General features: G+C 62.6%; 25 protein-coding genes and 1 pseudogene. 7 read left to right on the forward strand and 19 right to left on the reverse strand.

The features are described from left to right. Positions 1-19 precede the first annotated feature (19 nt). Positions 20-244 carry a hypothetical protein gene (locus tag AC11WY_RS10720; RefSeq protein WP_482925231.1) on the forward strand — a complete coding sequence of 75 codons (225 nt, stop codon included), beginning with the start codon at positions 20-22 and terminating at the stop codon, positions 242-244. Between the two features lie 88 nt (positions 245-332). Further along, complete coding sequence (locus AC11WY_RS10725) at positions 333-905, forward strand: DUF3489 domain-containing protein (protein ID WP_482925233.1); 573 nt, start codon at positions 333-335, stop codon at positions 903-905. A 122-nt stretch (positions 906-1027) separates the two neighbouring features. Here AC11WY_RS10725 and AC11WY_RS10730 read toward each other — a convergent pair whose 3' ends face one another. From AC11WY_RS10730 to AC11WY_RS10820, 19 genes and pseudogenes are all read right to left on the reverse strand, one after another. Then, positions 1028-1495 (reverse strand): hypothetical protein, encoded by a 468-nt coding sequence (locus AC11WY_RS10730; RefSeq protein ID WP_482925235.1) that lies wholly within the window; start codon positions 1493-1495, stop codon positions 1028-1030. Positions 1496-1630: 135 nt separating this feature from the next. Beyond that, complete coding sequence (locus AC11WY_RS10735) at positions 1631-1846, reverse strand: DUF7220 family protein (RefSeq protein ID WP_482925237.1); 216 nt, start codon at positions 1844-1846, stop codon at positions 1631-1633. Continuing rightward, entirely contained in the window at positions 1843-2325 is a 483-nt protein-coding gene (locus AC11WY_RS10740) for a hypothetical protein (protein ID WP_482925293.1), read from the reverse strand. Before AC11WY_RS10740 ends, AC11WY_RS10735 begins: the two co-directional genes overlap by 4 nt. 202 nt (positions 2326-2527) lie before the next feature. Beyond that, positions 2528-3037, reverse strand: a pseudogene (locus tag AC11WY_RS10745) (DNA cytosine methyltransferase); the annotation flags it as partial. A gap of 1 nt (position 3038) precedes the next feature. Then, positions 3039-4379 carry a site-specific DNA-methyltransferase gene (locus tag AC11WY_RS10750; protein WP_482925239.1) on the reverse strand — a complete coding sequence of 447 codons (1341 nt, stop codon included), beginning with the start codon at positions 4377-4379 and terminating at the stop codon, positions 3039-3041. A gap of 271 nt (positions 4380-4650) precedes the next feature. After that, on the reverse strand, positions 4651-5370 hold the full coding sequence (locus AC11WY_RS10755; RefSeq protein WP_482925241.1) for a hypothetical protein: 720 nt from the start codon (positions 5368-5370) through the stop codon (positions 4651-4653). Positions 5371-5557: 187 nt separating this feature from the next. Next, positions 5558-5935 (reverse strand): DUF6362 family protein, encoded by a 378-nt coding sequence (locus AC11WY_RS10760; protein ID WP_482925243.1) that lies wholly within the window; start codon positions 5933-5935, stop codon positions 5558-5560. Then, positions 5928-6128 carry a hypothetical protein gene (locus AC11WY_RS10765; protein ID WP_306122298.1) on the reverse strand — a complete coding sequence of 67 codons (201 nt, stop codon included), beginning with the start codon at positions 6126-6128 and terminating at the stop codon, positions 5928-5930. The genes AC11WY_RS10760 and AC11WY_RS10765 overlap by 8 nt, the downstream gene beginning before the upstream one ends. After that, positions 6125-6664, reverse strand: coding sequence for a crossover junction endodeoxyribonuclease RuvC (locus AC11WY_RS10770; protein WP_482925245.1), 540 nt, complete (start codon positions 6662-6664; stop codon positions 6125-6127). The genes AC11WY_RS10765 and AC11WY_RS10770 overlap by 4 nt, the downstream gene beginning before the upstream one ends. A 339-nt stretch (positions 6665-7003) precedes the next feature. Continuing rightward, positions 7004-9367: an AAA family ATPase gene (locus AC11WY_RS10775; protein ID WP_482925247.1), complete on the reverse strand. Its 2364-nt coding sequence runs from the start codon at positions 9365-9367 to the stop codon at positions 7004-7006. Continuing rightward, positions 9319-10089 carry a hypothetical protein gene (locus AC11WY_RS10780; protein ID WP_482925249.1) on the reverse strand — a complete coding sequence of 257 codons (771 nt, stop codon included), beginning with the start codon at positions 10087-10089 and terminating at the stop codon, positions 9319-9321. The genes AC11WY_RS10775 and AC11WY_RS10780 overlap by 49 nt, the downstream gene beginning before the upstream one ends. Next, entirely contained in the window at positions 10086-10496 is a 411-nt protein-coding gene (locus AC11WY_RS10785) for a DUF6511 domain-containing protein (RefSeq protein WP_482925251.1), read from the reverse strand. The genes AC11WY_RS10780 and AC11WY_RS10785 overlap by 4 nt, the downstream gene beginning before the upstream one ends. Positions 10497-10499: 3 nt before the next feature. Then, the gene (locus AC11WY_RS10790; RefSeq protein WP_482925253.1) at positions 10500-12203 is read right to left on the reverse strand and encodes a DEAD/DEAH box helicase; all 1704 of its coding nucleotides are present in this window, start codon (positions 12201-12203) and stop codon (positions 10500-10502) included. A 13-nt stretch (positions 12204-12216) separates the two neighbouring features. After that, positions 12217-12837 (reverse strand): hypothetical protein, encoded by a 621-nt coding sequence (locus AC11WY_RS10795; RefSeq protein WP_482925255.1) that lies wholly within the window; start codon positions 12835-12837, stop codon positions 12217-12219. A gap of 101 nt (positions 12838-12938) precedes the next feature. Then, positions 12939-13814, reverse strand: coding sequence for an ATP-binding protein (locus AC11WY_RS10800; RefSeq protein WP_482925257.1), 876 nt, complete (start codon positions 13812-13814; stop codon positions 12939-12941). Continuing rightward, positions 13814-14110, reverse strand: coding sequence for a hypothetical protein (locus tag AC11WY_RS10805; protein WP_482925259.1), 297 nt, complete (start codon positions 14108-14110; stop codon positions 13814-13816). The genes AC11WY_RS10800 and AC11WY_RS10805 overlap by 1 nt, the downstream gene beginning before the upstream one ends. A 38-nt stretch (positions 14111-14148) precedes the next feature. Continuing rightward, positions 14149-14343, reverse strand: coding sequence for a hypothetical protein (locus AC11WY_RS10810; RefSeq protein WP_482925261.1), 195 nt, complete (start codon positions 14341-14343; stop codon positions 14149-14151). Between the two features lie 85 nt (positions 14344-14428). Then, positions 14429-15151 carry an RNA polymerase sigma factor gene (locus AC11WY_RS10815; protein ID WP_482925263.1) on the reverse strand — a complete coding sequence of 241 codons (723 nt, stop codon included), beginning with the start codon at positions 15149-15151 and terminating at the stop codon, positions 14429-14431. Between the two features lie 422 nt (positions 15152-15573). Continuing rightward, the gene (locus tag AC11WY_RS10820) at positions 15574-17877 is read right to left on the reverse strand and encodes a hypothetical protein (RefSeq protein ID WP_482925265.1); all 2304 of its coding nucleotides are present in this window, start codon (positions 17875-17877) and stop codon (positions 15574-15576) included. 273 nt (positions 17878-18150) lie between these two features. Here AC11WY_RS10820 and AC11WY_RS10825 point away from each other — a divergent pair, with 273 nt between their 5' ends. The 5 genes from AC11WY_RS10825 (at position 18151) to AC11WY_RS10845 (ending at position 21609) form a co-directional block, all read left to right on the forward strand. After that, positions 18151-18606: a DUF2924 domain-containing protein gene (locus AC11WY_RS10825; RefSeq protein WP_482925267.1), complete on the forward strand. Its 456-nt coding sequence runs from the start codon at positions 18151-18153 to the stop codon at positions 18604-18606. Then, positions 18603-19925, forward strand: a complete 1323-nt coding sequence (locus AC11WY_RS10830) for a recombinase family protein (protein ID WP_482925269.1) — start codon at positions 18603-18605, stop codon at positions 19923-19925. The genes AC11WY_RS10825 and AC11WY_RS10830 overlap by 4 nt, the downstream gene beginning before the upstream one ends. Then, on the forward strand, positions 19922-20332 hold the full coding sequence (locus tag AC11WY_RS10835; RefSeq protein ID WP_482925271.1) for a hypothetical protein: 411 nt from the start codon (positions 19922-19924) through the stop codon (positions 20330-20332). Before AC11WY_RS10830 ends, AC11WY_RS10835 begins: the two co-directional genes overlap by 4 nt. A 58-nt stretch (positions 20333-20390) precedes the next feature. Continuing rightward, entirely contained in the window at positions 20391-20906 is a 516-nt protein-coding gene (locus tag AC11WY_RS10840) for a DUF488 domain-containing protein (protein WP_482925273.1), read from the forward strand. A gap of 178 nt (positions 20907-21084) precedes the next feature. Further along, positions 21085-21609, forward strand: a complete 525-nt coding sequence (locus tag AC11WY_RS10845; RefSeq protein WP_482925275.1) for a hypothetical protein — start codon at positions 21085-21087, stop codon at positions 21607-21609. Positions 21610-21806 lie beyond the last annotated feature (197 nt).

The following is a 21806-nucleotide window of genomic DNA, read 5'->3' on the forward strand; positions in this document are numbered from 1 at the left end:
TCACCAAGGAGCCGCCAAGATGACCCGCCGCGCGACCGACAACACGAAAGCCCTCGACGCCTTCATCGGCAAGAAGGCCGAGATCGACGCGATGCTTGCCCGACTTCAGGCGCTCAGCGACGACCATTTCAACTTCGATCCGGAAGCGGTCAATTGGGGCAGCGTCGGCTCGATCAGCAGCGTCGCCAGCGACCTCCGGAAGATCACCGATTTCCTTTTCGGCGAGGGAGAACACGCCGAGTAACCCACCCAGCCATCGCGCCAGCCCCGCCCAGCGGGGCTTGGCCTCGTAGAAGGGAACGCATCCCGCGCGCCCCGATACGGAGACGACGATGACCCAGCTTTCCGACACCCAAGCCCTGATCCTGAGCGCAGCCGCCCAGCGGCCTGAGCGCATCGCCCTGCCGCTACCCGAAAGCCTGCGCGGCGGTGCCGCTGCCAAGGTGGTCGGCGCGATGATCGCCAAGGGCCTCCTTCAGGAGGTCGACGCCGACCTGCGCAAGGGCGAACCCATGTGGCGCGAAACCGGCGACGGCCACGGTGTCACGCTGGTCGCCACCGACGCGGGCCTCGCCGCCATTGGCATCGAGCCCGAGGACACGCACACCCCGCCCGTGGGCGCGACGGACGCGCCGAAAGAGGAAGCCGCGTCCGACACCCCCGCCGAACCCGACGCCGCGCCCAAGGTGCGCACGCCGCGCGAGGGCACCAAGCAGGCCAAGCTGATCGCCATGCTGCGCTCAGCGGAAGGCGCGACCATCGAAGAGATCACCGCTGCCACGGGCTGGCAATCGCACACAGTGCGCGGCGCGATGGCCGGGGCACTGAAGAAGAAGCTCGGGCTCGAAGTGACATCGGAGAAAGTCGAAGAACGAGGGCGCGTTTACAAAATCCCTGCTGCCTGATGCACCCGACCCTGACAAAGCTGTTGGCCGCCGTCCCGCCGGGGCGGCGGTAAATCATCCCCGTTCAAGCGCAAAATCGATGCGAAGGGTCCCTTGCGAATTTGCAGAGTGCATTCGGCGATTTAATAGTATCTCGTGTAGTCAGCCCCAAAGTCTGCGAGATCAGCAAGTTCGTGGAGAACGCGAATTGACAGCCCTAATAGAGCCATTATGCGCTCTGGGTCATCCCAGCCATCATCGCCATGCTTGCCGTCGTGAAAGAGGTTGTTGCGTACTGTCTTCAGTAGCGTGACCACTTGCCGGAGATCTGAAGGCTGATCCTTATAAGTGACCGGTACGAACTCTAGTTCGTGCTGTCCGACAATTTGACATTTGGGGTTCTGAGCAATGAGCGAACTGCCGTCTTGACTAAGCTCGTATTGGCCTTCGAACTTCTTGATGAAGTCTGTCCAGTCCGGCTCAGCGCGCGCCCCGATGGCTTTTGACTTAAGGAATCTTCTCTCCTTGAGTGCAAATTCAAATCTCGAGAACCAATAAAAGAACTCGAACACATGGCTGCGAAGATTGGCGTCTACATTCTCAAGCTGCAACTATCCCTCCTGATCGCACTATGCTGCATCCAGCTACACTCATAAGCGATAGCACGCCACGTGGACTTTGCTTCATCAAACTCCCACCATGCCCCTCCGGCCATCGTCTGCCCCCTTGGGCATAGCCAAACAACGTTACCGCATGCGGATCGCCTCGAACAGACGCCGCAGGAAGTATGACCGCGCGATGCTCACTACTGTGAAAACCGCGCCCATCTTCAGGTTCTGGGCCAACGTCGTGTGCAGCCCGAAGACCGGGAAGATCAGGATCTGCGTCACGACCGCGACGCCGTAGCCGACGATCACGTTGGCGACCGCTTCGACCAGCGACATGAGGCGGGATTGCTTCATGCCGCCACCTCATCCATCGGCCAGCAATTCAGCTGCCAGAGTTCGCAGCGCATGCGCTGCAACCAGGGGGACCACGCCGTTGCCACAGAGGCGAAGCCGGTCCACCCGGTGGGCCAGCCCATCAGCGCCTCGACGAACAGCGGGTTCAAGGTCCGGCGCACATCGCAGGTATCGCTCCCAGCCATCGGCGTCACCAGGACCTGGCGGCCAAGCAGGCCGTTCACCGGCGTGTTCGCCAGTGTCGTCGCCCCGTCCTTGTGATCGCGCGCTGTCGGCGTCATCCACATTCCCGCTGCATGGGTCAGATCGGCCGTCCGACGATTGCCCGCGCTTGGCTTGCAGCCGTCCTTCGCCATCGGCGTTGGCCAGTCCCGCGCCATCCGGTCCAGACCCTTCTCGTCGCGCCTCTCTCCACCCCGACTGCGGAAACTGTCGATCTGCGGCGTCGGCCACAGGGCTGCCGTCGTCGCCAGGTTCATCCCGTGCTGCCCCGCTTCCTGCGAGGGCGTCGGCTTCGTCTGCCGGTTCTCGTTGGCGCTGGCCCTCGGCGTCGGCCAGAGGCGCAGCAGTTCGGTCCGGTTCCCGCCACTCGACCGGGTGCCAGAGCAGGCGCGCGGGTTCGGCCAGGTCGTCGCCCTCGCGGATGGCAAGGATGAAGAGCCGCTCACGCTTGTGGGGCGCGCCGACTTCCGCCGCCGTGAAGAGGCCTGCCGCAAGGCGGTAGCCCATGCCGACCAATCCTGCGGCGACTTCGGGGAAGCCGAGGCGGAGATGATGGGCGACATTTTCGAGGAACACGAAGGGCGGTTTGATTTCGCTGATGATGCGAGCAACGTGGGGCCAGAGGTGGCGCGGATCGTCTGCGCCACGGCGCTTGCCCGCGACGGAGAACGGCTGGCACGGATAGCCCGCAGTAACGATGTCCACCGCGCCACGCCAAGGGCGGCCGTCGAAGGTTCCAACGTCGTCCCAGACAACAGCCTGATCCAGGGACGCGTCTTCCATCCGCGCCACGAGAGTGGCTGCGGCGAAGGTTTCCCGTTCGACATGGCCCACAGCACGATATCCGGGAAGGGCGATGGCCAGCCCGAGGTCGAGCCCGCCAGCGCCAGAGCAGAGGGAGAGGCCGAAGAGGCATGCGTCTGCGGTTCCGGAAGCGCGTCCGGAGGAAGGTAAAGCCAGGGCATGCATGTCACGCAGCGGGTTCGTTGAGGGTTTCAGGTTCGGCCGGGGTTTCGGCGAGCCGCTCGGCCTTCACGCCCGCGAAGGTCCGGCCGTCGCCGTCGAGGATCGCCGCGCGCCCCGTGTCCAACTGCCAGCGTTCGACTGCGACGTCGATGTAGGCGGGGCTGATTTCCATCGCGAAGACGCGGCGGCCATTGGCCTCGCCCGCCATGATCTGCGAGCCGGACCCGCAGAACGGCTCATAGCAAAGCCCGCCTCGCGCAACGTGCTGCCGCATCGGGATCCCGAACGCGTCCAATGGTTTCGGCGTCGGGTGGTCGGGCCGGTCGTCCTTGGCGAAGCTGGGCAGCGCCCATGTCGATGGCAGGGTTTCTTCGGCCACCTTGGGTGGGCGGTTCGGCCGACGCCAGCCCATGAAACAGGGCTCGTGTTTCCACAGGTAATGCGACCGGGTCAGAACCCCGCGGTCCTTCACCCAGATGATCTGCTGGTGCACGAAGGCCCCAGCCTTTTCCCAGCACGCTTCCAGCATCGCCTGACGGCGTGACGCGTGCCAGCAGTACCAGGCGGCATTCTCGGCGATGGCCTCCGCCACGGCGGCCGCGATGAAGCCGTCGTAAAGCTCGGCCCCCTGAGAACTGTCATCCCAGGTCGTGCCATACGACGCAGACCAGTCCTTGTTGCGGGTAGGATGGTTAGAGCCGTCGTAGTCGACCAGATACGGCGGGTCAGTCGCAAACAGGATCGCACGCTCGCCGTTCATCAGGCGACGCACATCGGCCGCGCTGGTGCTGTCACCGCAGAGCAGACGGTGATCGCCAAGGATCCAGAGATCGCCGGTCCGCGACGCCGGGTTGCGCGGCGGTTCCGGGATGGTCACCGGCGGCACGGAGCCCCCGGCGCCACCTTCCTCTCCGTCCCCCTCCGGCACAAAGGCCAGCAGCTTGTCCAACTCGCCGTCGGAGAACCCGACCAGCGTCAGGTCGAAATCCTCGGCCAAGAGGTCGTTCAGTTCCGCCGACAGCAGCGCCTCGTCCCAAGTGCCGAGTTCGGTCAGTTTATTGTCGGCGATCCGATACGCCCGCCGCTGCGCCTCGGTCAGGTGGCCCAGCACGATCACCGGCGCTTCGGTCAGCCCGATGTGCGTGGCCGCTAGCACCCGGCCATGCCCCGCGATCAACTCGCCATCTTCGGCCACGAGGCACGGCACGGTCCAGCCGAACTCGGCCATGCTGGCGGCGATCTTGGCGACCTGATCTGCGCCATGCGCCTTGGCGTTGCGGGCATAGGGCTGCAGCTTGGCAAGCGGCCAGCTTTCGATCCGATCCGGGGCAAAGCTCAGCATCATCGTGGGGTCATTCCTCGGATCAGGGTGGATACCCCTGGCTTCCGGACTCCGGGGTCCAGACTGGACTCCACGCGGAGTCCAGCGGTCACCAGGGGTGTCCAGCATCAAGGGTTTGATTTTACAGTGTTTCAGGCGGGTTCAGGCAGCGGTGGCTTCCGGGTGGCTTCCCAAAAATCCGGCCCTGTCGCTAGCGATGTGCCGCGCTTCGCCCGCCAGCATACGAATATGGCCAGGAAGGAACCAGAAATCAGTGGGTTAGCGGTCGTGCAGGCTACCGCGATACGTCCAAGACCGCCTTTGCCCGCCTAAGGCGTGATAAGTCCTCAGCGAAACGCGCAGCCCGCTCTACCAGAACTTCGTCAGGGTCGGTGACTGTGAACCACCTTTGCCGCTGCACAACATAAGGTGAGCCGGGAGCCCGTGGCACCGACACCGATGTGCGAAGGGTTATCACTGACCCAACACCACACATTGATTTCAGTTGATGGTGCAGATTGCTGACCATCACGTCGTGCGTGAATTGCCGACCTGGGAAGGTGATAAATGCGATCGGCCGTCCGGATCCCCGCAGCCGCAGAAGCTCCGAGTACGTCGCGTGCTTTTTGCCTGAATCACCCAGTCCGTTATCCGGATCAAGAAAGACGATGTCCGCCCCTTCCAGGGCTGCATTCTTCCGATCACACCACGACGCGCGGGCAAATCGATCAGGAACAGGTTCGCCGTGGAAAATCGTGCCTGGCGGGCAGACACTGCTACTTTCGAGCACGGCGACAGAACGTGCCGAAAGAGATGAGAGTTTCAGGAAGAGATCGGCGTCAAGGTTCCGCCAGTGTTCCTCGTACTTCCATTCGGTGTGCTGCCCATCGGGACCGCCATCACCTTCAGCGATGTAGTACCAAGCGACACCGAGCCTGCGGTCAGTTTGTGCAAGTGCCCGAAGAAATGAGAATTTCAGCAGATCACTTACATCACCGGCATACTGGTCCCGCATATGCGCTCGTCCTCCACATTTTGTGGGAATATGACAGACCGCGGCATTGCTTCCAAGTTGCCCGACACTCATTCATCAAAAACTAGGAGAGCGAACCCTTCGGCGCACTCTCCCCATCTTGCCTTCGGAATAGCACGAATATGTTGCAGATGTCGAAGGGAAAAGTGTTGCAACACATTGGAGTCGCTCACGCATTCAGTCGCGCCGCGATCTTGGTCAGCGCCAGATGCCAGCGTCGCCATGCGGTGGTGCGGTCGCAGCCCAGCTCACCGCTGATCTGCTTCCATGGGACGCGGGCTGCGCGCGACCACACGAGCTTGCGCTCGGCCTCCTCGATCCACAGCACCCAGTCCGATGTCTGCTCCAGCCGGGTGATGGCAGCGGCCGATGGCCAGACCCGCATGGGCTCGGGTTCCATCGCGGCGATCTCGCGGCTGGTACGCACGATCTGCGGCCAGGCGTTGAAGAACCCCTGCGCCTTGACCGGGGGCAGTTTGCGCAGAGTGCGGAACGCCTCCTCGAAATGATCGGCCACGCACTCGGCCGTCCAGATGCGGTCAGCCATGCCGAACCTCCTTTCCCATCGGGCGTCGCCCGTAGAGCTTCTCCCCAAGCTGGCGGACCAGTTCGCGCTCCGGCCATGTCAGACGCTGATCGTCGGCCGACACCGCCAGCACGCCCTGTTCGTGCCAACCTTCGCGCTTGACCTGATCGGGGTCGCGGCGCTGGCCGCCGTAGCCGTGGGGATGCCACCTCATTCGACACCCCCATTCGTTGCAATGGCCCAAAGCAGAAGCGCGATGGCATCAGCCTCGTTGTCGTCAGCGGGGCTGAAGCCACGGGCGCGGGCAGCGGCGATCATCGCGTCCTTGTCGGCATTGCCCTTGCCGGTTGCGTGGCGTTTGATCGTGCCGACCGGCACACCCTCGTAGGGCACGCCCCGCAGTTCGGCCCATGCGGTCAGCGTGGCCATCAGCCCGCCATAGACATGGGCCGCATCGGTCGCGACATGGCGGCGGACCTCCTCGAACCAGATGGCGGCGATGGGACCGGACAGGCGGTCCAGCTCTCCCAGCCAGTTGGTGAACCGCAGGTAGCGCATGCCGCCGCCGTCGAAGCGACCGGGGCGGAAGCTGGCGGTGCCGCTGGTGATCAGACCGTCGTGGCCGCGCAGGGCCCAGCCTGTGGTGGTGCCCAGATCGAGGGCGAGGATGCAGTGGTGGCTTGAACTGGTGACGGGCAGCAAGTCAAACCTTGCGCTGTCGGAATTGGGGAACAGAGTCGTCGCAGCCATGATGGCTCTCCTGTCTTGTGGGGCTGGTCGGGCAGAAGACGACGGCGGTCATGTGCTTGGCGGTACGGGCCGCCGTCGTCGGATCGGGGGATGGGGAGACCTGTCAGGGCGGCCCGCGCGCCAGGCCCTTACGCATGGGATGAGTGGCCCACCCTTGGGTGGGGCCATCCCATACGTAGTATGGGGGTTCAGCACCTAACTGTTCGAACCGAATCAACGCGTTGATTTTGTTGTGGAATAAGACTTCATGAAGACTTCGGGCATGAGTTAGGGACCTAACTCTTATTTGCTCGTAACCCGTTGATTTCATTGATGGCACAGTTGGCGCTGTCATATGAGTCAGGCCTCACTCATATGAGTTAGGTCGTCTTCCGGCCCGTCCTGGTAGACCCAGACAGCCGGATTTTCGACCTGAAGGCTGAGCCCGGACTGGGGGCATTTGAAGTGGCTGGGCAGCACCGGGCGGGCGGTGGCGGTGACTTCGCCGGTGGTCAGATCGACCTCCTCGACCGGCAAACCGAACTGCATGCCTTCGACGCAGAGATAGCCGAACCTTGACCGGGTGACGGGGTAGCCAAAGCCCGAAGGGTCGCGCAGGAACTTCACGAAGCCCTTGGTGGCCAGCACGCTCAGGCGTTCACGGATGGTGTGCTTGCTGCCCAGACCGCCCCGGTTCTCGAAGGTCTCGGCGAACTGCATGGCGGTGTAGAGCCGTTCGCCCACAGCCTCGTCCAGCAGCATGCCGAGGATGACATCATGCTTGCGCAGCCGTTCGGCATCAAACTTGGCCCCGACCTCCTTGCGCACCAGCCGCTCATTCATCGGGTTCAGTTCGACCCAGCGACCCGCCACCTTGTCGATCAGCTTGCCCGCCAGCGCGGGGCCGTTGCGCAGTTCGATTTCCAGGCGACGCTGGGTGCTGTCCTCGTCCGGCCTGTGCATGAGCAAACCGGAGGTGTAAAAGCCACGCAGCGCGCTGGCGCCGGAGAGGGCGAGGAAGGGATCGTCCTTGACCTGATGCTTGGCTGCCTTGCGGGTGTGGTGGGCGAGGATGACGCCCGCGTCCGGATTGACCGCCTCACGCAGGACCTCCACCCGGTCCTTCAGGAAAAACATCATGGCGGTGTTGTCGTTTTCACCGCCACCATCCGGGCCGCCATCGAACAGGTTGCGGATCGGATCGATGACGATGATGTCGGGCGGTGTGTCGGGGAATGCTGCCCGGATGGCCTCGGCGATCCGGGTGACGCCGTCGGCATCCAGCAGCAGCTTCAGTTTTGGGGTGGCGATGAAGGTGTCGCGTGCAGCCGCGATCACCCCGGGCGACAGGCTGATCTGCTGCATCCGTTCGCGCAGGTAGTGATACTGGATCTCGGCCTGCAGATAGAACACGCGCAGCGGCCGGGGCGGAATGAAGCCCAGGAACGGCACGCCTGCCGCCATGTGGACGAGCCAGGAGATCAGGAAATCGCTCTTGCCGACCTTTGGGGCACCGCCCAGCACCAACAGCCCGCCCGGCGTTAGCACACGCGGCGCGATGATGTCATCGGGCATGGGGCTGCAATCATCGAGCAGCGCGCCAAGGCTGAAGGTCGGCAGCGGGCTCGCGGGGGCGTTCGGGCGGGCAGCGCGAATGAGTGGCGGGCCGTTGCGCTTCACATGCAGTGCCCAGAGGCGTTCGGCTTCGGCCTGCAGCCGATCGAGCGGCCATTCGGGGCGCAGCATCGCAGCGTTGTAGCCGCAGATCGCCTCCCAGCCTTCGGCAGGGTCAATGCGGCCATCGTGGACTAGGCGGATATAATGACCGATGGCGGCGCTCGCCCCTTGAAACCGCGACCAGTCATCCACCGCGCCTTCGCGCACCGGGGTGGTCAAAACCGCATCGACGCCCGGCTTGGCGGTGGACAGCGGCGCGCTGGTCATGCCTACGCCCGGCAGCGGTGGCATGTCGGCCACCCGTTCCGCGAAATCTGCCAGATCGACCTCGACCGGGTTGTGGTCGCGGATCTGCACCAGCCGCTGATGGCCGTGCTTGTGATAGACGGTCCCGGCCACACGGATCGGCTGGTGCGCCGAGCGGAAATGGGTGTCACCGCCGACCTTGACGGCAATGTCGCCCCGCAGGCGGCACAGGGTGGCCAGATCCTCGCCATCGGCGGGTTCGGTCAGTTTCCACCAGACATGCAGCTTGGCAGCACCCTCGGGCGTGCGGCCGCCACTCTCCACAATCAGGGTGGGCGTCCCAAGGTGGCTGACGATGTGGTTCAGCTTGGCCGGGATGTCGCCAGCATCCAGATCAACCACGAGGGCCTGCATCTGCAGCACATCGGCGGCACGGGCCTGACCTTGTTCAGCGACCGTGCCGGGGATGACATAGACGGCCGCCCCTTCACGATTGGCCCATGCCGCGAAGGTCGCCAGTTTTTCGCGGGCGGTACCATCGGCCGCGATCCAGATGTTGTGCGGCTTGCCGTCCCGGCCCTGACCCTTGTCGACAAAGCCGCGCAGGGGGATCAGCCCTTCGCACCAACTGAACACGGTGTCGAGGAAGATGGCGATCTGGTCCGAGTCCGGATCGCAGCCGAACGGGTTTTCGGCCGGAGGGCCGTCGTTGAAATCCGTCCACGGGTTGAAGTGCAGGATGCTGTCGTCGCTCACCGCGCCAGCCTCCAGCAGCGAGCGGCCCATGGGCAGAATTGGCATTCGAAGAAATCGGCGCTGGCGGCAATGCGCGGGAGCAACTCGCCCGCATCGGTCGCCTGGAGGATCCGCACCCCGCGATCCGACATGCGCTGCGCAAGATCGGCATCGAAGGGCACCTGCTCGTGGTGCATTTCGGCCGTGTCCTTGTTGATCGCCGTGAACACGGCGGGCGCGGCACTGATGCCTGGAACGCTGGCTTCCATGTAGGCCTGATAAACGGCGATCTGCGCGGCATAGACCGGCTTGGATTTCGTCACGCCGTCCTTGACGCAGGCCCGCCAGTTCTTGGCGTTCATGGTCTTGCATTCCCAGAGCGCGGGAACGGCGAGATCGAACCCTTCGGGTCCGGAAGCGATGATGCCGTCGACATGGCCCCGGATGCGCCCGCCCGCGACGGAAAAGCCGAACTGGCCGCCATCGGGCCGGTTGCCCTTCCGGGTGTAGAGATCAAACCCCGCGCCGCGCAGCCAGGCGACGGCCAGGTCCTCAAGCACATGGCCGATGGCAAAGATGCGCAGCGCTTGGCCGCCGAAGTCCTGGCCCTCGTCCTTCGGCGTGGCTGTGAATTCGAACTGCAGGGCACGCTCGCAGGCGTGGCCGAGTCGCGAGCCGCCCAGATAGTCACGGGGCGCATGTGTCGCCTGTTCGGCGGTCAGGGCCTGATCGACGGCGGCATTGACCTTGTCGGCAAAGCTGGGGCGGCGGTTGAAATCCAGTTTCAAAACGGCACCTCCGGCGCATTGGCTTTGGCGATGTCGGACATGGCCTCACGGAACCCTTCGACCGCTTCCTCGATCAGGGCCCGCACCTGCGGCTCTGTAAGATCGGCAAGTTTCGTCGACCAGCCGACCTCGTCCATCAGCAGCGCCACGCGCTTCATGGTGGCGGCGATGGCGGCGCGTTCTTCATCGGTCAGATCAACCATGGCCGAATGCCCCCGCGCCAAACGCGTCCAGAAACCTTGGCAGGACATCGAACAGAACCAGACCGATGGGCGGCGCCGCTTCGACCGCACCGGATCGAACCAGCCAAAGCCACGGCTGGGTTGCCGGCAGACAGCACAGAGCGTTCCACGCGGATGCCATAGCCGCTGCCGTTCCTCGGCCGTGATGATGGTGGTGAAGTTCATGGGTCATGCCGCCCTCCGTTCGGGGCTGGCCGCGCCCTCGATCAACTGGCGGATGGCGCGCTTGTTGAAGCCGAAGGTCATCAGCGCCGAGGCGCGGTAGCGCGTCAGGCCGAAGTCATGGCGGCATTCAGGGGCCAAGTATTGCAGCTGCTTCTCGGTCGGCGGCTGGCGCAGCCAGGAGCGGGTCTTGAAGGCACTTTCGTCGGTTTCGTGGGTGTTCAGCCAGTCATCGGCCTGCGCGAGGCAGACGGTGCGTTCGCCGACACCGAGCAGGTGCGGGCGCTCATTCTTGCCACCACCCACGGCATACCAGACCCCGTCCAGCCAGAAGATGCCGCCCCAGGCCGTGAAGCCGGTGGCCATCATCGCATCATCGGTGCCGAAAAGGTCGACCCACGCGAAGCTGGACCGCTTCAGCAGGTCGATCTCGGTCATGATGAAACCCGACAGCGGGGCCGTGCTGCTGCCGTCGCCGCCGTCTTCATCCTCCCGCGGGAACACCTCGCCACAGAGCGGGCATTCGGTTGCAGCCAGCGGGATTTCAGCGCCGCAGCCGGGGCAGGATTTGGTCGGGGCTTCGCCAGCCTCGGTCTTGCCTTCCAGATCGACATCCTGTTCCAAGGTGCCGTGGATCAGGCTGGAGGTGCCGAAATCCAGCACCACGCAATCGGTCTTCACGATGCCGGGGTGTTCTTCCGGATCCACGATGCGCAGACCACGCCCGACCATCTGGATCATCGTGGACTTGTAGGAACTGGGGCGCAAAAGCACGACACAGGAGGTGGGCGGGTGATCCCAGCCCTCGGTCAGCACCGCGACATTGACGATGACGCGGATCTTGCCCGCCGCATAGTCGGCAAGGATGGCCTTGCGGGTGTCTGACGCCAGATCGCCGTGGATCAGCGCCGCCGTGATCCCTGCCGCGCGGAAGGCTTCGGTGACATGTTCGGCATGGGCGACGGTGGAACAGAAGATGACGGTCTGGCGGTCGCCCGCCTTTTCCTTCCAGTGGCGGATCACCTCATCGGTGACGGGCGCGCGGTCCATGATGCCCGCCACTTCGGCCATGTCGAAATCCGACAGGGTCTTGCGGACAGACCGCAACTCGTCCTGCACGCCCACATCGATGACAAAGGTCCGGGGTGGCACAAGGTGGCCCGAAGCGATCAACTCGCCCAGACGCACCTGGTCAGCCACGTTGTCGAAAACCTCGCGCAGCCCCTTCTTGTCGCCCCGGTTCGGCGTCGCCGTGACCCCGAAGATGCGGGCATCGGGATTGGCATCGCGCACCCGATCAATGATGCGGCGGTAGCTGTCAGCCACCGCATGGTGCGCTTCGTCGATCACCAGCAGGTCAAGGCGTGGCATGTCGGCCAGGTTCGTGGTCCGTGCCAGCGTCGGCACCATGGCGAAGGCGACCTGACCACCCCAGGATTTCTCGGTGGCGTCGATCACGGAGGTGGAAATTCCCGGCACCACCCGCTGGAACTTGGCGCGGTTCTGCGCCGTCAACTCGTCGCGATGGGCCAGCACGCAGGCCTTGGCCCCCGAATTCTTTGACATGGCACCGATCATTTCGCCGGTGACCGCCGACAGCATGATGGTCTTGCCAGCACCAGTGGGTGCCACGCCCAGCGTGTTGCCGCGGGAGGCGAGCGCAGCCACACTGCGCTCGACGAAAGTTTTCTGGCGGGGGCGCAGGCGCATGGCCGATCCCCCCTTACTGCGCCCAGCTCGGCCGCCCGGCATTGCCGGGGGCGGAGGCGGGCTGGCTGGGACGGGTGGCGGCCGTCTGCTGCGGGGCATAGCCTTGCGGCGCTGCAGTGCTGATCGGCAAGGCAACCGTCCCCATCAGGGCGGCATAGTCGCGGTGGTCCGGCGTGACAGCGCCCCGCACCTCGTTCTTGTCATCGCCATTGGTGTCCTGGCCGATGTCGATCCGGGCCACGAATTCCAAGCCATCCAGATCGCCGAACCCGTTGATGCGGCGGCGGGCTTGCGCTTCGGGCGAGTTGTCCTTGTCGGAAATCCCGCGCGCCGAGTTCAGGATGCCGCGGATCAGGCTGCGGCCCATGTTGGCCCAATCTGGGCCCTTGGGGCTGTAGAGCCCGATCAGCGACCAGATCTTGCGGCGGGCGTAGGGCCCGTCGACCACCGTGTATTCGGCGTCGAGATAGACCGCACCGGTCGCGGCGCGCTTGGCGAAGCCGCCGGTCCAGCCCTGCGATGGATCATCGAAACCGCCGGGGCGGATGGTCACGCGCACCTTGGCAAGCGTGCCCTTCGGGATGACGTTGGAGTTGGATTGGGCCGAGTTAAAGTCGTTCCAGATACCGGACATGGCACGGTTCCTTTCAGTTGGAGGTCAGGACGCGCAGCGGCGTCAAACGGGAAAAGCCATCGCGGGGCCCGGATCGGGACATCGGGCCTGTCGAGATGCGGTCAGCCATTGACCGGCACCTCCGCAGCGGCAGGTTCGGCTGACGTGACGGCCGGATAACTCAGGCGTTCCGGTGCCGGGCGGATCGGGCTCTGGATCTTGGCCATCAGCCGCCCGAGGTGCGGTTCCTCGACCAAGGCCAGACGCCCCGAACGATCCTTGGCCGGGTAACCCCAGGGGTTCAGCGTCTGGCAGACGAAGGTGCGCTGGGGCTGGCCATTGGCATCGGCGATGTCGGCCATCGTGATGACCTGATCGACGATCCCCGGCAGTTCGAGGCCGGTCTTGCTGCCATCGATCTGCGGCTGGAAGACCTTGCGATTGAAGTCGTCCAGCTTCTCGTCAAGGATACCGACGAACCAGACATGCTTGCCGCGTGCATGCTGCAGGTGGGTCAACCACCCGATCATCTCGCGACCGTGCAACCCGTAGGCACCCCGGATGTCCGGTTTGCCGGTCTTGTCCGAGAATGCCTCGGGCTGACCCCGGCACCACTGAAAACAGAGCCGCCCCGCCACGGTGATGCTGTCGATGAAGATCGTCTCGTAGCGATCTACCACCACCGGATCGCCGAACCGGCCGCAGACCTCGTCGAAATGCGCCTGGCTGTAGGGCTGGTCTTCGCGCAGTGCCGGGTTCGGCCCCCCGATGAACACTGCGAAGTCGCGGCATTCTTTCCAGGTGCGGGGCCGCAGCGTGTCGCCGTTCCAGCCCTCGACCGCCAAATCCCCGGCTTCGAGATCCATGAACAAGGTGGTCGAGGCGTTCAGCGTCCACAGGAGGCTGGTCTTGCCGATGCCCGACCGGCCGAAGATGCATCCCTTGATACCCTTGCGCTGTGCCAGCCGTTCATCGGCGCTGATGATCGGGAGAGCCATCAGGGCTTCTCCCGCTTCAGGGCAGCAGCGGCGGCACGGTCAGTCCCGATGGCACCCGCCTCGCGGGCAAGATTGTGGAGGCGCTTCAGCGAGGACGCCCGTCCTAGGGCTGCCGAGCTTTCCCGCTCCGCCGCGACGATCGCAAAGGCGATGTCGTCGACGGTCGCCTCCATCACGGGCAGCGGCACCCTCGCGGGCTCACTCGGATGCTTCGGAAAACTGACGGTTTCCGGCAGTTCGTCGAGGGCGTAGTGCGACTTGCGAAGACGGGTTATGTCGTCCGGCTGGTCCGGCATGTCAGTTCTCCATGGGATGAGGTGATTGAAGAGGCGCATCAGCTGGCCTCCGGGACGTCGGAGACCGGATCGCTGACGAAGATCGCCAGCAGCGGCGTGCCGTCGGCGTGGGTGCCGGCGTCTTCGATCTGGTAGTTGCGGTGCGCCTCGAAGACCTCGGTCAGTTCCCAGCGCCGGTAGAGGCCGGGGATGCGCTTGAGGTCCGTGGGCGAAAGGTCGGCAATGCTGTTCATGCGTGTCGGCTTTCGGTTGGAGGAAGACGCGCGGTGGCGTCTGAATGTGAAAAGCCACTGCGCTGTCCGGATCGGGACATCGGGGTCAGTGGATTTTCTGGAGGGCGTCGCGCAGCCGCTGGGTGGCGCGCTGGTAGCGTTTTCGCGCCGCCGCCTCGGACAGGCCAAGTTCGACGCCAGCTTCGGCTTGGCTGAAGCCTTCGACCGCGACGCGGATCACCAGGATTGCATCCGCACCCACCAGCAGCCGAAGATCGCGAAGCAGTTGCGCCTCGGTTACCGCCGCGTCGGCTGAACCATCATCGGCAGCGACCTCGTCAGGCTCGGTTTCGCTGCGCAGGCTTTGGCGGCCCGCCTCCCGCTGATGGGCGCGCAGGATATCCCGCTCGACGTTGCGCAGGATGGTGGCCGCGATCCAGTTGACCCGTTGCAGGTCCAGACCGCGGATTGCTTCAGTGGTGCGGCCAAGGATGTCGGCGGTGATTTCATCACCGGTGCCGACCTTGCGCCAGATGCACCGGCGCCGGATGGCGTCGAGACCGGGCCAGAGCGCCAGCAACATCAGGGTAAGGGCGCAATCGCCCGTGTGCCCATCGGAATGCGCAGCGCGGGAAAGGGCAGTGAGGATAAGGTTCTTCTGATCCGGGCTGCCCGCTTTATGGTGCAGCGCATCCAGCAAAGCGGCTGGATCGCGGAAGCCTCGGACCGGCCCCTGTTCGCGCCGGATGGCATCGAAGCTGCGCTGGAAGCTGAGGGTGGAAGCGGAATGCATGATTTGATCACGGATCTCGTGCCATGCGAAAGACATTGGACGCCTGCCTTGCGGCCAGGCGTCCAGCGCCTTCTCGTGGCCAGGTCAGGACGTCGCGCGTCTCTGCGATTTCAGGGGGTTGGTGGTCGTGGGTCGCGTCAGCCGGAGGGGCTGGACGCCTGATTCAGCGTCCCGCAGCCGCGGCACGTCGCCTGGACGGGGAAGCCCACGAAATACTCGTGCCCCCGCGCAAAACGCAGGTGCATGCGGCCGTCCCGGCATACGCCGAGCAGCTTGTCACAGCGCGTGCAGCGCCATTCCGGGTTCAGGGTGTTAGGCTTGGGCTTCGCGTTGGTGGACCAGCTCGACGGGGCGGCTTGGCGCGAGGGGAAGGGAGTCGGCATTGGGGAGCTCCTCTATGCGATGGAGCCCCCCTATTGGCCGGACGAATCGGAGATGGTCAGACCCCTAGATGGAGATCAGATGGAGATGGGTTCGTGACAGATCGCCCATGTCCCATAGCGAGGGGAAAAGATGTATCGATCCTTCACGTCATTCCAGTTGTCGCCGAACAGCTGGGGAAGTCCGGAAAAGCCAGCATATGCCTTCAAGTCTCCGAGGGAGACGCCAATTTCGCGGTCTCGATACGCCATGAAGAGCCGCTCGAAAAGGAGGACCTTCTTGGCGCCCACCACGATCCACGGGTCCTGCCCGGGGACCGTGACTTGCGCCGCTTCGTCGCCTTGTCGGCGAAAATGAACGGCTGTGCCATGAGCCGCCGGATCAATGGCAGCTTCGTAGGCTATTTCGACCGCTTCAGCATCGACCAAGCCAGTCGCTGCGTTGATGAAGTCCTTGAGGCTAAGAACGACATGGCATCCGATGTAAGGGAAGCGTAGCTCCTGCGGCACAAAGACAATTCCCCGAATGTGGCTTCCTTCTCCTCGGATCAGTCGCTCGGCAGCTTCAAGATTCTTGTCATCGGATAGGCCGCGCACAAGAAAGATTGGAGCGTTGATCAGCCCAATCTGGGCGCTACCAAGCTGGTGAATGTGGCCGGCAATTTCGCGGACCCTTCCCTTCAAGCGCATTGGCTGAAGGACATTGCGCATGGCGTCGCGCAAATAGTCGAACCTGATTTCATATTGGGTGATTTCCTCAACTGGAACTTGTGGCCCAGCGCCGCCTTCGGACAGAGTTAGAGTAGCCGTTCCACCGGCAATGTCGCGATCGACATCTTGAACGACGTCGCCGAGTTCGTCGTCCTCAAACAGGATGACGTCCGACCAGCCTTTTCGCGTCAAGAATCCTGCACCCATTAAGTCCGCAGCCGCGACATCATTTTCTTCAAGGGTCTTGCCTGAGACTCTCTCGTTGACGAAATCGTAGAGAAGCAGCATTTGCGGAAGCTTCTCCTTCCGCTGAGGGATGGACAAATCGCCGACACGCTCAAGCACGCCCCAAGATTCCAATAGGTTGTAGCCCAGCTCGCGCTTCGCGGGATCCCGTTCACTCTGGATGTTCGATTTGTTGCGTCCAAACACATCAAACTGCAGCGTGCCCTTTCGCCCTCGACTGTCCGCGTGATCGATGTGGAAGCGGACTTTGGTCACATAGCCACCGCCTGATTTTGGAATAATCGCCCCAAAAACGCTCCTGGCGATTGCATCGATATCATCCTCAGGTGCGACACTGAGACTGACACGCCGCGCCCAGTCGCCAAGAGCAACCTGGACCTCCGTAATTATGGCGCGCTGAACGCGATGCGCCTCCTCTTCCGGTATCGACAATTTGAGTGAGTTCCGAAAACGCGAGAGATTATAAGTCTTTTGGGTCAAAGGCTTGTTTGAAATGTCGTGTTTCAGCGTGTCTGATGCGAAGATGTTCGCAACCAATTTGCGCTCCGCCACTTCGCGCGAGCAAACTTCGATACGTCTCCGCTCCTGCGAGTAGACCAACAGCATCTCATCGGGCGGTCGAAAATACAGAATTTCTGTGGATTTGTCGGGTCGGACAGTCTTCTGGCTTGCATATGCCCCAAAGAAAGTCACAGCGACAAGTACGTCACGAACCTCACCATTTTCCGCAGGAAGATCTACCGCTTCAACCTTGCACCCATCATCATGGTGTAGTTTGGCCGCGATCTCCTTGGCCAGAGTTTCGTTGTCGACAGCTTCTGCATTCAGTGAGATCGAAGCGTCGATTGACCAGGCCTCATAGACTTTTCCGTGCTCACGATAAACTCGGACCTGCATGGCGCGCTCTGCGGACTCAAACAGAGAGGGCGCGTTCAGGTAAGCCCATATACTTCGACCAACCTCGGCTGCCTCTTGCGCGTTCAACTTGTCCTTCACGCTGTAGCGCGGGTCGTCCCCAAGGCGTCGCAGCATGGCCTCCGGCGTTTTGTCCGTCATCGCCATGATCCGTCGAGCTTCAACTTCAACCAAGTTGATGCGATCAACGCCTAACTTCTTCAAAACTTCAGCGACGGCATCACGCCGGTTTTGGGTTTCTCCGTCATTGGGAACAGCTGACATTGCATCAGACATGAATACAGCAAATCGAGAGTGTGAGAGAAATTCGGCAAAAAGATCAATCGGAGACTCGACAAAAAGGTGCGAAAGCTCGGGCGCACCGCGAAATAAGGACCTTGCCAATATCGACCTCCTGCTTGGCACCTGCACAACGCTCTGGAGAGTCATATTCTGTCGATTCAACCGAACAAAACAAGACGGCAAACCAGTCTGTTGCGCGAGTTTCTTCGTCGATACAGGTTTTGCCATGGTGCCTTGTCCCATCGGGTCCCAATGGCTGGCTTTTCGTTAGTGAGCCAACCAGTTCGTGAGCACCGCAATCATGAAACGCCCCAACGCCTTGCCACCCGACCAATTGACCCCCGCCCAGCGCCGCGCAGAACTGTGCGGGCTGTTGGCGGTCGGCCTGACCCGGTTGCGGATGCGGGCACGGGGTGAAGTCTCTGACAAGACTGGAGAAAGTTGCCTACACTGTCTGCCCGACCAATGCCTTCATGCAACTCCAACCCACGGGAGAAATGCATGAACAAGCCCGACCCCATCCCTGCGCGCCTGGCGGCGCTAAAGACCACTTCAACACCGGACCTGAAGGCGCAGTGGCGCGACCTGTTCGAAACGGAACCGCCGCCGTTCAACCGGCGCTACTTGGAAAGCCGCTTGGCCTACCGCATCCAGGAACTGGCCTATGGCGGGCTGAAGCCTGAAACCGTCAAACGGCTGGAAGCCTTGGGCGAACAGCTTGATGGCGGCAATATCACGACGCGCCGCATCCGTGCTGATCGCGACCGTCCGATCACCGGCACACGGTTGCTGCGCGAATGGCAGGGCGTCGAGCAGATCGTCACCGTCACCGCCGACGGCTTCGAATGGCAGGGGCGGCCCTATCAGTCGTTGTCGGCCATCGCCCGCGCCATCACAGGAACGCGCTGGAACGGCTGGGTGTTCTTCGGGCTGAAAAACCATCGGAGGGCGGCATGAACAAGCCCGTCGACAAGGCGAAGATTGTCCGCAAACTGCGTTGCGCGGTCTACACGCGCAAATCCTCCGAGGAAGGGCTGGAGCAAGAATTCAACAGCCTGCATGCCCAGCGCGAAGCCTGCGAATCCTACATCTCCAGTCAGCGGTCCGAAGGCTGGGTGCTGGTGCGCGATCAGTACGACGATGGCGGCATTTCCGGCGGCACATTGGAACGCCCCGGCCTGAAGCGGCTGCTAGCCGACATCGAGGACGGGCTGGTCGACGTGGTGGTGGTCTACAAGATCGACCGCCTATCCCGCTCGCTGATGGATTTTTCCAAGCTGGTCGAGGTGTTCGACCGCAATGGCGTGACCTTCGTTTCCGTCACCCAGTCGTTCAACACCACCACGTCGATGGGGCGGCTGACGCTGAACATCCTGCTTTCCTTCGCTCAGTTTGAACGCGAGGTCACGGCAGAACGGATCCGCGACAAGGTCCGCGCCAGCCGGATGAAGGGGATGTGGATGGGCGGCTGCCCGCCGCTGGGTTATGAGGTGAAAGACCGGAAACTGATCGAGAATCCCGAAGATGCCGCGCATGTGCGCTGGGTCTTCGCACGGTTCATCGAGATCGGCTCGGGCACCGAACTGGCGCGTGAACTGGCCGAACGGGGCGTCACCACCAGCCGTGGCCACCGGATCGACAAGAAGTTCATCTACCGGATGTTGAACAACCGGGTCTACATCGGCGAGGCAGTGCACAAGGGGACCAGCTATCCCGGTGAACATGAAGCGATCATCGAGCGGGAGACGTGGGACAAGGTACACGGCATCCTGACGGAAAGCCCGCGCAAGCGCGCAGCCCGAACCCGCGCCGACACGCCTGCGTTGCTGCGGGGATTGCTTTACGGTCCCGATCGTGCAGCGTTCTCGCCGACCCACACCCGCAAGGGTGGGCGGCTCTACCGCTACTACGTCAGCCAGACTGTCCTGAAGCATGGCGCTGGGGCATGCCCAGTGGGCCGTGTCCCTGCAGGTGAGATCGAAGCTGCCGTTATCGACCAGTTGCGCGCGGTGTTTCGCCAGCCAGAGATCGTCGCTGGCACGTCGAAGGCGGCCCGAGAGAACGATGCGGGGATCAACGAGGCCGAGACCCACGCAGCCCTGGCCCGGTTTGACCCGCTATGGGACGAACTCTTCCCCGCCGAGCAGGCGCGCATTATGGCGCTTCTGGTCGAGCGGGTCGACATCAGCGCCGATGGCATGAAGGTGCGATTGCGTACGGACGGGCTGGCAGCGTTGGCGCGAGAGATGACCCCAAATGAGGGAGCGGCGGCATGACCTGGACAAATCAGAGTCCCGGTGCAATCACGGTGCACGTCCCGTTCCGCCTTGTAAAACGAGGCGGTCGCAAAGAAATTATTCTGCCGTCTGCGACGGCGCCGCAGCGGTCGGCTGACGACACCCTTGTCAAAGCGCTGGCACGGGCGTTTCGATGGAAGCGGATGTTGGACTCTGGGGAGTTTACGACGATCACCGAACTCGCTCGGCGTGAGGCAATCGCAGCCCCATTTCTGACACGCACGATGCGGCTAGCGCAACTCGCGCCCGACCTAATCGAGGCGATCCTCGACGGCCAACAGCCACGAGCCTTGTCGCTGGAATCGCTTCGTGAACCGCTACCGTCCGACTGGTCAGTACAGAGGAAGCATTTCGAGAGCATGGCAAACGCACTTGATTCCAGTTGAATCAGGGGATTCACGGCGCGTGCTACGCGTGCTAAGGTTTTATGAAAAAGGGGCAGGCATGAGCGTCATCTTCACAGTTGGCTATGAGGGGACCGACATTGATCGGTTCGTACGGACGCTGAAAGCGGTCGGGATTACTCAGTTGGCCGACGTCCGAGCGGTTGCGGTTTCGCGTAAAGCCGGGTTTTCCAAGTCGAAGTTGGCTGCGCGCCTCGCCTATGAAGGCATCGAATATTCCCATTTCATCGCGCTCGGCGACCCCAAACCAGGTCGTGAGGCCGCGCGGGCTGGGGACTTCGACCTCTTCCGTACAATCTACGGCGCACATATTTCGTCGCCAAGCGCGCAGGAATCGTTGCGTAACCTAGTGGATTTCGTTCAATCCGCACCAACTTGCTTGCTGTGTTTCGAGCGCGACCCTGAAACATGCCACAGAACCATTGTTGGGCATGCGGTGACCGACGAGACGGGCTTCGAAATATTTAATTTGTTCGCCGATGATCCGGAGCGCTATGTCCGTCACGCTTCAAAGTTGCCACGTTTCAATTCTTGTGAAGGCCTTACCGCAGCGTAGTGCCACCCACGGGGAAACTGTATGCTGCGCGGGGGTGACCCCCAGCGGCCAATTCAAACGGCTATTTCCGATTCGATTTCGGCATCTGTCGGATGAAACGGCATTCAAGCGCTGGGATTGGGTGGATTTCCGCTATAGGCGACCAACCAGGGATAACCGCCCTGAAAGTTGTCATGTAATGGAAGATACCATTCATATCTCGGGCCGAATGCCTGACAAGGATCGAGTGCGCCTCCTGAATCCTTTGGTTTCCCCATCCGTTGCCGCTGCAGCCGCCGATGGAAAATCGCTGGCATTGATAAGGCCAAGAAATACCCAATTCATTTACAAGGCAAAAAAGCCGGAGCAGATCGAAGCAGAGCGACAGGTTTACAGGGAGGCAGCACGCCAAGGCTCCCTCCTCGACGAAGACCTGGCAGCGCTAGAGCCGAGTCCCTACGAATTCCGTTTCAAATTCGAGGATCAAAGTGGCCCACATGACTATGCCAATGGCGACTGGGAGGCGCACGCCATGTTCTTCCATGCGCGCCGCCGCGAAGGATCAGAACAAGCGGCTCTGGATTGGATGAGCGCTAAGTTCAACGATGAGTATCCAAAGAAGGGCATGCTTTTCTGTGTCGGCAATGTCGCCAGCCGCCCGCAGACTTGGCAGTTGCTCGGTGTTTTGCGTGTGGACGATTCCGCACAGTTGGCGCTGTTTTGAGCCCGCGGTGGGCCGACGATCGGCAGACTTGTCCATCCACTGCGATAATGCCGGTGTCGTGCCCGGAAGATCGCTGTCCTCCGGCTTGCATTTCGTGCAATCGGCAGTTTAGTGTTCCGCATTGACGCGATTACTCGGACCAACAACTCCATTCTGCTTCGCACTTGGCTACGCTATCAGGGTAGTTGCCGTTTTCG

The sequence above is a fragment of the Solirhodobacter sp. genome, assembly GCF_964715405.1.

What these genes read in the sequence shown, in the direction of transcription:
- AC11WY_RS10740 (WP_482925293.1), bottom strand. Translation starts at nt 2,325, where the DNA reads ATGAACCTGGCGACGACGGCAGCCCTGTGGCCGACGCCGCAGATCGAC.
- AC11WY_RS10810 (WP_482925261.1), bottom strand. Translation starts at nt 14,343, where the DNA reads ATGAACAGCATTGCCGACCTTTCGCCCACGGACCTCAAGCGCATCCCC.
- AC11WY_RS10790 (WP_482925253.1), bottom strand. Translation starts at nt 12,203, where the DNA reads ATGCGCCTGCGCCCCCGCCAGAAAACTTTCGTCGAGCGCAGTGTGGCT.
- AC11WY_RS10830 (WP_482925269.1), top strand. Translation starts at nt 18,603, where the DNA reads ATGAACAAGCCCGTCGACAAGGCGAAGATTGTCCGCAAACTGCGTTGC.
- AC11WY_RS10785 (WP_482925251.1), bottom strand. Translation starts at nt 10,496, where the DNA reads ATGAACTTCACCACCATCATCACGGCCGAGGAACGGCAGCGGCTATGG.
- AC11WY_RS10765 (WP_306122298.1), bottom strand. Translation starts at nt 6,128, where the DNA reads ATGAGGTGGCATCCCCACGGCTACGGCGGCCAGCGCCGCGACCCCGAT.
- AC11WY_RS10795 (WP_482925255.1), bottom strand. Translation starts at nt 12,837, where the DNA reads ATGTCCGGTATCTGGAACGACTTTAACTCGGCCCAATCCAACTCCAAC.
- AC11WY_RS10750 (WP_482925239.1), bottom strand. Translation starts at nt 4,379, where the DNA reads ATGATGCTGAGCTTTGCCCCGGATCGGATCGAAAGCTGGCCGCTTGCC.
- AC11WY_RS10815 (WP_482925263.1), bottom strand. Translation starts at nt 15,151, where the DNA reads ATGTCTTTCGCATGGCACGAGATCCGTGATCAAATCATGCATTCCGCT.
- AC11WY_RS10820 (WP_482925265.1), bottom strand. Translation starts at nt 17,877, where the DNA reads ATGGCAAAACCTGTATCGACGAAGAAACTCGCGCAACAGACTGGTTTG.
- AC11WY_RS10755 (WP_482925241.1), bottom strand. Translation starts at nt 5,370, where the DNA reads ATGCGGGACCAGTATGCCGGTGATGTAAGTGATCTGCTGAAATTCTCA.
- AC11WY_RS10720 (WP_482925231.1), top strand. Translation starts at nt 20, where the DNA reads ATGACCCGCCGCGCGACCGACAACACGAAAGCCCTCGACGCCTTCATC.
- AC11WY_RS10805 (WP_482925259.1), bottom strand. Translation starts at nt 14,110, where the DNA reads ATGCCGGACCAGCCGGACGACATAACCCGTCTTCGCAAGTCGCACTAC.
- AC11WY_RS10760 (WP_482925243.1), bottom strand. Translation starts at nt 5,935, where the DNA reads ATGGCTGACCGCATCTGGACGGCCGAGTGCGTGGCCGATCATTTCGAG.
- AC11WY_RS10775 (WP_482925247.1), bottom strand. Translation starts at nt 9,367, where the DNA reads ATGCCAATTCTGCCCATGGGCCGCTCGCTGCTGGAGGCTGGCGCGGTG.
- AC11WY_RS10770 (WP_482925245.1), bottom strand. Translation starts at nt 6,664, where the DNA reads ATGGCTGCGACGACTCTGTTCCCCAATTCCGACAGCGCAAGGTTTGAC.
- AC11WY_RS10735 (WP_482925237.1), bottom strand. Translation starts at nt 1,846, where the DNA reads ATGAAGCAATCCCGCCTCATGTCGCTGGTCGAAGCGGTCGCCAACGTG.
- AC11WY_RS10725 (WP_482925233.1), top strand. Translation starts at nt 333, where the DNA reads ATGACCCAGCTTTCCGACACCCAAGCCCTGATCCTGAGCGCAGCCGCC.
- AC11WY_RS10835 (WP_482925271.1), top strand. Translation starts at nt 19,922, where the DNA reads ATGACCTGGACAAATCAGAGTCCCGGTGCAATCACGGTGCACGTCCCG.
- AC11WY_RS10845 (WP_482925275.1), top strand. Translation starts at nt 21,085, where the DNA reads ATGGAAGATACCATTCATATCTCGGGCCGAATGCCTGACAAGGATCGA.
- AC11WY_RS10840 (WP_482925273.1), top strand. Translation starts at nt 20,391, where the DNA reads ATGAGCGTCATCTTCACAGTTGGCTATGAGGGGACCGACATTGATCGG.
- AC11WY_RS10800 (WP_482925257.1), bottom strand. Translation starts at nt 13,814, where the DNA reads ATGGCTCTCCCGATCATCAGCGCCGATGAACGGCTGGCACAGCGCAAG.
- AC11WY_RS10825 (WP_482925267.1), top strand. Translation starts at nt 18,151, where the DNA reads ATGAACAAGCCCGACCCCATCCCTGCGCGCCTGGCGGCGCTAAAGACC.